Genomic DNA, 11,225 nt, shown 5'->3' with positions numbered 1-11,225 from the left:
ACCTCACCCGAAACCACCCCCCTGCCATCATCCTGTTCTCCTCCATCTCCGGACTCCTCGGCGGAGCCGCCCAAGCCGCCTACACCACCGCCAACACCTACCTCGACGCCCTCGCCGCCAACCACCCCACAACCACCTCCCTCGCCTGGGGACTCTGGCAACAGGAAAGCGACATCTCGGCGAGTCTCACGGCCGTCGACCGTGCCCGTCTCGCCCGTTCCGGGCTGCGTCCGCTGCCGACGGAGCAGGCGCTGGAGCTGTTCGACGCCGCCGTCTTCGGCGGCCACGGGGAACGGCTGCTCGTCCCCTCCCCGCTCACCACCCCCTCGGGCCCGGCCTCGCCGTTGCTGCGGGGGTTCGCGCCGAAGCGGCGTCCGGCGGCGGCCCGCGCCGTCGAGGAGCGGACGGAGGGACTCGCCGGGCTCGACGCCGCCCGGCGCGGGGCGTTCCTGCTGGACCTCGTCCGGACGGAGACGGCCGTCGTCCTCGGGTTCCCCAGGGCCGGTGCCGTCCCCGCCGAGCGTCCCCTCGTCGAGCTGGGCATCGACTCGCTGACCTCCGTCGAACTGCGCAACCGCCTCAGCACCGCCACCGGACTACGCCTACCGGCCACCCTCACCTTCGACCACCCCACCCCCCAGGCCATCGCCGACCTGCTCGACCGTGAGCTGGCCGGGGAGGCGGATCAGGCCGTGGCCGTCGGCGCGGAGCTGACGGGGGCCGGGTCCCCGACCGATGATCCTGTCGTGATCGTCGGGATGGCGTGCAGGCTTCCCGGTGGGATCGAGTCTCCCGAGGCACTGTGGCGGCTGGTCGAGAGCGGGGGCGACGCCGTCTCCGAGTTCCCCACCGACCGAGGGTGGGACGTGGAGGAACTGTACGACCCCGACCCGGACAAGGCAGGCAAGTCCTACACGCGCCACGGCGGGTTCCTGAGGGACGCCGCTGACTTCGACGCGGCGTTCTTCAACATCTCCCCCCGTGAGGCGATCGCCACCGACCCCCAGCAGCGGCTGCTGTTGGAGGTGGCCTGGGAGGCGTTCGAGCGGGCGGGCATCGACCCGCTCTCGCTGCGCGGCAGCCGTACGGGGGTGTTCGCCGGGATGATGTACCACGACTACGCGCCCCGCCTGCGGGAGATCCCGGGTGACCTGGAGGGGTACCTCGTCAACGGCAGCGCGGGAAGCATCGCCTCGGGGCGGATCTCCTACACCTTCGGCTTCGAGGGACCGGCGGTGACCGTGGACACCGCATGTTCGTCGTCGCTGGTGGCGCTGCACCTGGCCGCCCAGTCTCTGCGTTCGGGAGAGTCCGACCTGGCGCTGGCGGGCGGGGTCGCGGTGATGTCGACACCGACCACGTTCGTCGAGTTCTCCCGGCAACGGGGCCTCTCCACGGACGGGCGGTGCAAGGCGTTCTCCTCGACGGCGGACGGCACCGGCTGGGGCGAGGGCGTCAGCCTGCTGCTCCTTGAGCGGCTTTCCGACGCGCGCAGGAACGGTCACCCGGTGCTCGCGGTGGTGCGCGGCTCGGCGGTGAACCAGGACGGCGCGTCGAACGGGCTGACCGCGCCCAGCGGCCCCGCGCAGCAGCGGGTCATCCGGCAGGCGCTGGCCAACGCCGGGCTCGGCCCGGCCGAGGTGGACGCCGTCGAGGGTCACGGCACCGGCACGACCCTGGGTGACCCGATCGAGGCGCAGGCGTTGATCGCCACCTACGGCCAGGACAGACCCGCTGAGCGGCCCCTGTGGCTCGGCTCGCTGAAGTCGAACATCGCCCACACCCAGGCCGCCGCCGGAGGGGCCGGCGTCATCAAGATGGTGCTGGCGATGCGGTACGGTGTGCTGCCCAAGACCCTGCACGTGGAGGAGCCGACCCCGCACGTGGACTGGTCCCTCGGGACGGTCAGGCTGCTCACCGAGGCCAGGTCCTGGCCCGAGGGCGGACGGCCCAGGCGCGCGGCGGTCTCCTCCTTCGGCGTCAGCGGCACCAACGCCCACGTGATCCTGGAGCAGCCGCCCGCCATCGAGGAAGCGGACGCGGAACCCGCCCCCGCCCAGTCGGCGCTGCCGTGGGTGCTCTCCGGGCACGTGCCCGAGGGGTTGCGCGGCCAGGCCGTCAGCCTCGCCACGTTCGTCGAGGGACGTGGCGAGCTCGAACCCGCCGACGTGGCGTACTCGCTTGCCACGACCCGTGGGCCGCTGGCCGAACGCGCCGTCGTGGTCGGTGCGGACCGTGAGACGCTCGTCTCCGGGTTGCGTTCCCTCACCGGGGACGGCGCGCTCCCCGACCACGTGGTGCGCGGCACGGCGGACGTCGACGGCAGGGTCGTGTTCGTCTTCCCCGGTCAGGGCGGACAGTGGCAGGGCATGGCCGCCGGGCTGCTGGAGACGGCGCCTGTCTTCGCCGAACGGCTCACCGAGTGCGCCGCGGCGCTGGCGGAGTTCACCGACTGGTCGCTGCTCGACGTGGTGCGCGGCGCGCCGGACGCCCCCGGTCTCGACCGGGTCGACGTGGTGCAGCCGACGCTGTGGGCGGTCATGGTCTCACTCGCCGAACTGTGGCGCTCGTACGGCGTCCGCCCCGACGCGGTGGTCGGCCACTCCCAGGGGGAGATCGCCGCGGCCGTCGTGGCCGGGGGGCTGTCGCTGCGGGACGCCGCCAGGGTGGTCGCGCTGCGCAGCCAGGCCATCACGGCGCTGTCCGGCGAGGGCGGCATGGCGTCGGTTTCACTGCCCGCCGCCGAGGCGGAGGCCAGGCTCGCGGCGTGGGACGGACGGCTGTCCGTCGGCGTCGTCAACGGCCCGTCCAGCGTGGTGGTCTCCGGTGAGGTCGAGCCCCTGGTCGAGTTGCTGGCCCAGCTCGACGCGGAGGGGGTGCGCAACCGCCGCGTCCCGGTCGACTACGCGTCGCACTCGGCTCGGGTCGAGTCCATCCACGACGACCTGGTCAAGGCGCTGTCGCCGATCGTCCCCCGCACCGGGGCCGTCCCCATGCTGTCCACGGCCACCGGGGACTGGATCGACACCTCCGGACTCGACGCGGAGTACTGGTACGCCAACCTGCGGCACACGGTGCGGTTCGAGGAGGCGACCCGGGCGCTGGCCGCGGCGGGGCACACGGCCTTCGTCGAGGTCAGCCCGCATCCGGTGCTCACGGCGAGCATCCACGAGACGCTGGACTCCGGCGACGGGCCGCCCACGCTCGTGACCGGGACGCTCCGCCGTGACCAGGGCGGGCTCGACAGGTTCCTGACCTCACTGGCCGAGGCGTTCGTCCGTGGCGTCCCCGTCGACTGGACGGCCGCGTTCGCCGGAACCGGTCCGCGCCGCGTCGAACTGCCGACCTACGCCTTCCAGCGCTCGCGCTACTGGCTCGACGCGACCCGCGCCTCCACGGTCTCCTCCGTGGTCTCCGCCGCGGTGGCCGTGACCGTCTCCCAGGCAGACAGGCTCGCCGGGCTCGGTCCGCAGGAGCGGCGCGAGGCCGTACTGGAGCTGGTGCGGACGGAGGTCGCGGCGGTGCTGCGGCACTCCGACCCGGAGGCGGTCGGTACGGCCACGGCCTTCCGTGAGCTCGGTCTCGACTCGTTGACCGCGGTCGATCTGCGCAACCGGCTCAGGGCGGCCACCGGGCTGCCGCTTCCCACCACGTTGATCTTCGATCACCCGACTCCGGCCGGGGTGACCGGCCACATCCTCTCCCTGCTGCCCGACCCTCGGGAGGACGGCACCGCGCCTGTCTCACCGCTCGCCGCGCTGCGGCGGCTTGAGGAGGTGCTGTCCGGCGATCCCGGTGGCCAGGCCGAGGTCCTGGCCCGGCTGCGTGCCCTGGTGACGCGCTTCGACGTGGCGGCGGGCGTGGACGACACGGAGATCGACACGGAGATCGACCTCGACTCCGCGACCGACGACGAACTCTTCGACCTCCTGGACAGGGGCTGATCCGACATGGCCAACGACGACAAGCTGCGCGAGTATCTCAAGCGCTCGATCGCCGAGACCAAGCAGGCCGAGAGAAGGCTGCGTCACATCGAGGCCAAGGCCAGGGAACCGATCGCGATCGTGGGCATGGCCTGCCGCCTGCCCGGTGGCACCGACACTCCGGAGCAGCTGTGGGACCTGGTCGCAGGCGGCCGGGACGCCGTCACCGAGTTCCCCACGGACCGGGGATGGAACCTGGAGGAGTTGTACGACCCCGACCCCGACCAGCCCGGTACCTCCTACACCCGCCACGGCGGGTTCCTGGACAGCCCCGGTCACTTCGACGCCGACTTCTTCGGCATCTCCCGCCGTGAGGCCCTGGCCAGCGACCCCCAGCAACGCCTCCTGCTCGAACTCGCCTGGGAGACCCTCGAACACGCGGGCATCGACCCGGCCTCGTTGCGGGACAGCAGGACGGCGGTCTACACGGGGGTCGCCGACAACACCTACGGTTCCCGGTTCACCGAGGTGCCCGACGACCTGGAGGGGTATCTCGCCATCGGCAACCTCGCCAGTGTCGTCTCCGGGCGGATCTCCTACACCTTCGGCTTCGAGGGACCCGCGGTGACCGTGGACACCGCCTGCTCCTCCTCCCTGGTCGCACTGCACCTGGCCGTGCGGGCGCTGCGTTCCGGAGAGTCCGACCTGGCGCTGGCCGGGGGCGCGACGGTGATGGCCACCCCGATCGGGTTCACCGAGTTCTCCCGGCAGCGGGGGCTGGCGCCCGACGGCCGCTGCAAGGCCTTCTCCTCATCCGCCGACGGCACCGGCTGGGCCGAAGGCGCCGGACTTCTCCTCCTCGAACGACTCTCCGACGCCCAACGCAACGGACACCGCGTCCTGGCCGTCATCCGAGGCACCGCCATCAACCAGGACGGCGCCTCCAACGGCCTCACCGCCCCCAACGGACCCGCCCAGCAACGCGTCATCCGCCAGGCCCTCCAAGACGCCGCCCTCACCACCACCGACATCGACGCCGTCGAAGCCCACGGCACCGGAACCACCCTCGGCGACCCCATCGAAGCCCAAGCACTCATCGCGGTCTACGGCCAAAACCGACCCGAAGACCAACCCCTGTGGCTGGGATCGTTGAAGTCCAACATCGGCCACGCCCAGGCCGCCGCCGGGGTCGCCGGAATCATCAAGACCGTCCAGGCCCTCCGGCAGAAGGTCCTGCCCAAGACCCTGCACGTCGACGAGCCCACCCCGCACGTGGACTGGAGCGCCGGAACCGTACAGCTCCTCACCGAGAACACCCCCTGGCCGGAAACCGGACACCCCCGCCGGGCAGCCGTGTCCGCCTTCGGCGTCAGCGGCACCAACGCCCACGTCATCATCGAACAGGCCCCGGAAACACCCTCGGAACCCCGCGACGAAAGGCAGAACGCGCCCGTCGCGCTCCCCCTGTCAGCCCGCTCGGCGGCGGCGCTGACCGCCCAGGCCTCGCGCCTGGCCGACCATCTGGAGGCCCACCCCGAGCTGCGCCCCGAGGACGTCTCCCACTCCCTGGCCACCACCCGCGCCACCTTCGAACACCGCGCGGTCGTCCTCGGCAACACGGGTGCGGACCTGGTCAAACGACTCCGCGCGCTCACCGACTCCCCCACCGCGACCGGCACACCCCGGGTGACCTTCCTCTTCACCGGCCAGGGCAGCCAGCGCACCGGCATGGGCCGCACCCTCTACGACACCTACCCCGCCTTCGCCCAGACCTTCGACCGGGTCGCCGCACTCTTCGACCCCCACCTCGACATCCCCCTCCGCGAAGCCGTCTTCGACCCGGCCCACGAAGAGCTGCTCAACCACACCCTCTACACCCAACCCGCCCTCTTCACCCTCCACACCGCCCTGCACCACCTCCTGGCCACCTGGAACATCCACCCCACCGCCCTGGCAGGCCACTCCATCGGCGGCATCACCGCCGCCCACCTCGCCGGAATCCTCACCCTCGAAGACGCCGCCCACCTCGTCACCGTCCGCGCCCGCCTCATGGACGCCCTCCCGCCGGGCGCCATGGCCGCCATCAACGCCCCCGAAACCGACGTACTTCCCCTGCTCGGCCCCGGGGTGGGCATCGCCGCCCTCAACACCCCCACCTCAACCGTCATCACCGGCGACGAAGACGCCGTACAAAAACTCACCGACCACTTCGCCTCCCTGGGCCGCAAAACCAAGAAACTCACGGTCAGCCACGCCTTCCACTCCCACCACCTCGACCCCATCCTCAACGACTTCCACGACGCCATCGCCGCCCTGACCTTCAACCCCCCGACCCTGCCCGTCATCTCCGACCACACCGGCCAACCCCTCACCCACACCGACCCCACCTACTGGACCGACCACCTCCGCCACCCCGTCCGCTTCCACGACGCCCTCACCACCGCCGCACCCACCACCGACCTCTTCCTCGAACTCGGCCCCGACCCCGTCCTCACCGCCTTCGCCACCGAGACGGTGCCCGACACCCCGGCTCTCCCGACCCTGCGCCGCGACCGGCAGGAAAGCACCACCCTCCTCACCGCCGCCGCCCACCTCCACACCCACGGCGCCGACATCGACTGGACCGCCACCCTCACCGGGCGGCCAACGACCATCGACCTGCCCACCTACGCCTTCCAACGACGCAGGCACTGGCTGGAGCGGCGGGTCTCCTCGGGTGGTGACGGCTCACGGCAGGCTCGCTTCTGGGACACGGTCGGCAAGGGGGATCTCGACTCCCTGGTCTCCACCCTGGGTGCCGAAGGGGAACGGGTACGGGACGCCCTGGGCACGGTTCTGCCCGCCCTGGCGTCCTGGCACGCCGCCGACGGTGTCCGTTCGACCGTCGACTCGTGGCGTCACCGGGTCGTGTGGCGTCCCCTCGACACGGTGGCCCCGTCGCGGAGCCGTACCGAGGGGAGCTGGTTGCTCGTCCGACCGGCAGGGGTGGCCGGGGCGGCGTGGGCCGACGTGCTCGCCCGCGCTCTCACCGGGCGTGGGACGCGGGTGGCGCCGGTGGTCGTCCAGGCGGGAACGGCCGACGCCGAGAGCATCGGTACGGCGCTGGCCAACGCCCTGGAGCACCTGCCCTCCGCGCCGTCCGGGGTGTTGTCCCTGCTCTCCCTGGACGACTCCCCGCGTCCCGGGCATCCGGCGGTGCCCAGCGGGACCGCCGCCGAGGTGGCGCTGATCCAGGCCCTCGACCTGGCGGGGATCGGCGGACGGTTGTGGACGGCGACCGCCGGGGCGGTCTCGACGGGCCCCTCAGACCCGGTCAGCCGTCCGGCCGGAGCACTCGGGTGGGGCCTCGGCCCGGTCGTGGCCGCGGAGAAGCCCGAGCGGTGGGGCGGTCTGATCGACCTGCCCGTGACGCCGGACCCGCGTGCCGCCGCGCACGCCGTCACCGCCCTGACCGGGCGGTACGGCGAGTCGGAGTTCGCCGCCCGCGCGAACGGCCTCCTCGTACGGCGGCTGGTGCCCGCCCCCCTTCCCGGGGGTGGCGCCCCGGGGCCGTGGACGGCGGAGGGAACCGTACTGATCACCGGCGGCACGGGGGCGCTGGGCGGCCATGTCGCGCGCCGCCTGGCCGCCAACGGCACCCGGCGGCTGCTGCTCGTCGGACGCCGGGGACTCGACGCGCCCGGAGCCACCGAACTGGAGGCCGAGCTGACCTCCCTCGGCGCCCAGGTCACCGTGGCCGCCTGCGACGTCGCCGACCGGGAGGCGCTGGCCGCCGTACTCGCCGCGATCCCCGTGGAACACCCGCTGACCGCGGTCGTCCACACCGCGGCCGTGCTGGACGACGCGCTCGTCGACTCCCTGACGGCCGAGCGGATGGACCGGGTGCTGCGGGTGAAGGTCGCGGGCGCGCTGAACCTGCACGAGCTGACCCGGGAGCTGGATCTGTCGGCGTTCGTACTGTTCTCCTCGGTCACCGGCACACTCGGGTCGGCGGGGCAGGGCAACTACGCGCCGGGCAACGCCTTCCTGGACGCCTTCGCCGAGTACCGCCGCGCGGCGGGCCTGCCCGCCACGTCGATCGCGTGGGGGCACTGGGACGGCGAGGGCATCGCCGATCCCGCCGCGAAGAGGCAGCTGGTGCGTGACGGCTTCCCGCCGATGGCGCCCGGTCTCGCCGTCACCGCGCTTGAGGAGGCGATCGGGCGCGGGGAGACCAGACTTGTCGTCAGCCGTGCCGACTGGGCCTCGGTGCTCTCGGCCAGGCCGTACCCGCTGCTGGGTGAGCTTCCCGAGGCCGTTCCGACGGTGGCCGACGCCGTGGCCCAGGAGCCGGAGGACGATCTGTCCGTCAGGCTGGCCACAATGTCCGAGGCGGAGGGGCGGCAGACGATCCGCAGGCTCGTCCGCGGCGAGGTCGCCGCCGTGCTGGGGTACGGGTCGGCGTCCGAGGTCGAGGATCACCGCGGCTTCCGCGACCAGGGGTTCAGCTCACTGTCGGCGGTCGAGCTGCGTAACCGCCTCAGCCGACTGACCGGTACGGCGCTGCCGAGCAGCCTGGTGTTCGACTACCCGACCCCCGAGGCGCTCGTCGAGCATCTGCACGGTGTCCTGGTCCCCGAGCCTGAGCCGCCGTTGGCCGTGGCACTGACCAAGCTCGACGAGTTGGAGGGCCTGCTGGCCGAGGTCGCGGTCCCTGAGCCGGACCGGCAGGCCGCCGTCTCCAGACTGCTGCGGCTCCTTGAGGGTCCGCGTCCCGAAGAAACGACGGCCGGTTCCGGCGATCTCTCCGCCGTCTCCGACGACGAGCTCATCAGCTTCATCAGCAACGAGCTCGGCATCTCCTGAAGCCCCCCTGTTCAGCCCGTGCGGAAGGCAAGACCTGTGAGCGACGACCAGATTCGGCATCTCCTGCGGCGTGTGACCGAGGAACTGCACAAGACACGTGAAGAGCTGCGCGACGTACGGGACGGGCAGCGGGAGCCGATCGCGATCGTGGGCATGGCCTGCCGCCTGCCCGGTGGCGCCGACACCCCTGAGCAGCTCTGGGACCTCGTCGCGAGCGGCGGGGACGCCGTCACCGAGTTCCCCACGGACCGGGGTTGGGACGTCGACGCCCTCTATGACCCCGACCCGGAGCGAATCGGTACCTCCTACACCCGCCACGGCGGTTTCCTCACCAACCCCGGTGACTTCGACGCCGACTTCTTCGGCATCTCCCGCCGTGAGGCCCTGGCCAGCGACCCCCAGCAACGCCTCCTCCTCGAACTCGCCTGGGAGACCCTCGAACACGCGGGCATCGACCCTCGCCGGTTGAAGGGGAGCCGTACCGGGATCTTCGCCGGGACCAACGGGCAGGACTACGCGAGCACGCTCAGCCGGGTCCCCGAGGAGGTCGAGGGGTACCTGATCACCGGCACCGCGGCGAGCGTGCTGTCCGGCCGGGTCTCCTACACCTTCGGTTTCGAGGGTCCGGCGGTGACCGTGGACACGGCCTGCTCGTCCTCCCTGGTCGCGTTGCACCTGGCGGTTCGTTCGCTCCGCGCGGGAGAGTCGGACCTGGCGCTGACGGGCGGGGTGACCGTCATGTCGTCACCGAGCACCTTCGTGGAGTTCTCCCGGCAGCGGGGACTGTCCCCGGACGGCCGGTGCAGAGCCTTCGCCGCAGGGGCCGACGGCACCGGCTGGGCCGAAGGCGCCGGACTCCTCCTGTTGGAGCGGTTGTCGGACGCCCAGCGCAACGGCCACCGGGTGCTGGCCGTCGTCCGGGGCACCGCCATCAACCAGGACGGCGCCTCCAACGGCCTCACCGCCCCCAACGGGCCCGCGCAGCAGCGGGTGATCCGGCAGGCCCTCGAAGACGCCGCGCTGACCTCAACCGATGTTGACGCGGTTGAGGCCCACGGCACCGGCACGACTCTGGGTGACCCGATCGAGGCGCAGGCGCTCATCGCGGTCTACGGCAAGGACCGGCCTGCTGATCAGCCCCTGTGGCTGGGGTCGCTGAAGTCCAACATCGGCCACGCCCAGGCCGCCGCCGGGGTCGCCGGAATCATCAAGACCGTCCAGGCCCTCCGGCAGAAGGTCCTGCCCAAGACCCTGCACGTCGACGAGCCCACCCCGCACGTGGACTGGAGCGCCGGAACCGTACAGCTCCTCACCGAGAACACCCCCTGGCCGGAAACCGGCCACCCCCGCCGGGCAGCCGTGTCCGCCTTCGGCGTCAGCGGCACCAACGCCCACGTCATCATCGAACAGGCCCCCGACCTCGCGCCGGCTGTACCGGAACCGGAGACCACCGGGGTCGTACCGCTGGTCATCTCGGGACGTTCGGCGGCGGCGTTGACCGCCCAGGCCTCCCGCCTGGCCGACCACCTGGAGGCCCATCCCCAGGTGCGGCCCGAGGACGTGGCCCACTCCCTGGCCACCACCCGCGCCACCTTCGAACACCGCGCGGTCGTCCTGGGGCGGTCGCGGCAGGAGCTCACGGACGGGGTCCGGGCGGTCGCCGTGAACGGCCGGGACAACGGTGTGACAACGGGCGTGGCGACGCGTTCCCGTGGTGTGGTGTTCCTGTTCAGCGGCCAGGGCAGCCAGCGCACCGGCATGGGCCGAACCCTCTACGACACCTACTCCGCCTTCGCCGAGACCTTCGACAGGGTCACCGCCCTGTTCGACCGGCGCCTCCCCGTTGCGTTGAAGGACGTCATCTTCGACCCGGCGCACGAAGACCTGCTCAACCACACCCTCTACACCCAACCCGCCCTGTTCACCCTCCACACCGCCCTCCACCATCTGTTGGCGTCCTGGAACATCCACCCCACCGCCGTCGCGGGACACTCCATCGGCGGCATCAGCGCCGCCCATCTGGCCGGGGTGCTCAGTCTGGAGGACGCCGTCCAGCTCGTCGCCGTGCGCGCCCGCCTTATGAACGCCCTCCCCCCGGGGGCCATGGCCGCCGTCAACGCCCCCGAGGCGGAGATCGTCTCTTCGCTCATTCCCGGGGTGGGCATCGCCGCCCTCAACACCCCCACCTCAACCGTCATCACCGGTGACGCGGAGGCCGTCCAGAAGGTCACCGACCACTTCGCCTCCCTGGGCCGTAAGACCAAGAAGCTCACGGTCAGCCATGCCTTCCACTCCCACCACCTCGACCCCATCCTCAACGAGTTCCACGACGCCATCGCCACCCTGACCTTCAACCCCCCGGCCCTGCCGGTCATCTCCGACCACACCGGCCAACCCCTCACCCACACCGACCCCACCTACTGGACCGACCACCTCCGCCACCCCGTCCGCTTCCAC

3 protein-coding genes are annotated in these 11,225 nt (G+C 72.0%); all 3 read left to right on the top strand.

Annotation, left to right across the window (positions count from 1 at the left end; translation table 11 throughout):
* Window positions 1-3,944, top strand: a 3,944-nt coding sequence (locus ACFYY8_RS41910; protein ID WP_390050667.1) for an acyltransferase domain-containing protein, incomplete at its 5' end; no start/stop codon positions are given.
* A gap of 6 nt (window positions 3,945-3,950) precedes the next feature.
* Complete coding sequence (locus ACFYY8_RS41905; RefSeq protein WP_390050666.1) at window positions 3,951-8,768, top strand: type I polyketide synthase; 4,818 nt, start codon at window positions 3,951-3,953, stop codon at window positions 8,766-8,768.
* A 72-nt stretch (window positions 8,769-8,840) separates the two neighbouring features.
* The coding region (locus ACFYY8_RS41900; RefSeq protein WP_390050665.1) for a type I polyketide synthase at window positions 8,841-11,225 on the top strand (2,385 nt) is incomplete at its 3' end.

Source organism: Streptosporangium sp. NPDC001559 (genome assembly GCF_042893955.1).
GTDB lineage: Bacteria > Actinomycetota > Actinomycetes > Streptosporangiales > Streptosporangiaceae > Streptosporangium.
This window is presented reverse-complemented; position numbering and strand designations above follow the sequence as displayed.

Excerpts from the sequence above, each read along its gene's own strand:
- ACFYY8_RS41905 (WP_390050666.1), top strand. The coding sequence starts at position 3,951 with ATGGCCAACGACGACAAGCTGCGCGAGTATCTCAAGCGCTCGATCGCC.